Raw genomic sequence first — 1,014 nt, 5'->3', positions numbered from 1 at the left:
GTTGCAACAAGCGATTCGCTTGCTGCAGTTGTCGACTCTCGATCTTCAACAAGAAATCCAAGAAGCGTTGGACTCAAACCCGCTATTGGAAGTTGAAGAAGGCCACGAAGAACCTCAAGCAAATGGTGAAGACAAATCAGCACTCGAAACTGCTGACAACAGTGCCAACGAGCCAACAGAAATCGAAGTTCCTGATAGTTCTGACGTCATCGAAAAGTCCGAAATCAGCTCAGAGCTTGAAATCGACACAACTTGGGATGACGTCTACAGCGCAAATACGGGCAGTACCGGTTTAGCGTTAGACGATGATATGCCGGTCTACCAAGGCGAAACCACAGAATCGCTGCACGATTACTTAATGTGGCAACTCGACTTAACGCCTTTCAGTGAAACCGACCGTACGATTGCCTTTGCCATCATTGATGCGATTGACGATTACGGCTATCTGACCCTATCTCCTGAAGAGATTCACGAAAGCTTCGACAACGAAGATATTGATTTGGATGAAGTCGAAGCCGTGCGCAAACGTATCCAACAGTTTGACCCGCTTGGTGTGGCATCGCGGAACCTGCAAGAATGCTTACTCCTGCAACTTGCAACCTTCCCAGAAGACACGCCTTGGCTTGCAGAAGCCAAAATGATTCTTGCCGATCACATCGACCACCTTGGTAATCGCGATTACAAACTGGTCATCAAAGAAACTAAGCTAAAAGAAGCGGATCTACGCGAAGTATTAAAACTGATCCAACAGTTAGATCCTCGTCCGGGCAGCCGCATTACCCCAGACGACACAGAATACGTCATTCCGGACGTATCGGTATTTAAAGATCATGGGAAATGGACCGTTTCCATCAACCCTGACAGCATTCCAAAGTTAAAAGTTAACCAACAATACGCTCAATTAGGCAAAGGCAACAGTGCGGATAGCCAGTACATTCGCAGCAATTTGCAAGAGGCAAAATGGTTAATTAAGAGCTTAGAGAGTAGAAACGAGACGCTACTCAAAGTTGCAAG

General features: G+C 46.5%; 1 protein-coding gene. It reads left to right on the top strand.

What is annotated here, in order from left to right:
- Window position 1: 1 nt before the first annotated feature.
- The coding region (locus R8269_RS26525; protein ID WP_318223076.1) for an RNA polymerase sigma-54 factor at window positions 2-1,014 on the top strand (1,013 nt) is incomplete at its 3' end.

It is taken from the genome of Vibrio sp. Vb0667, assembly GCF_033391095.1.
The sequence above is the reverse complement of the archived record's forward strand: the minus strand, read 5'-3'. Positions and strand labels throughout refer to the sequence as shown.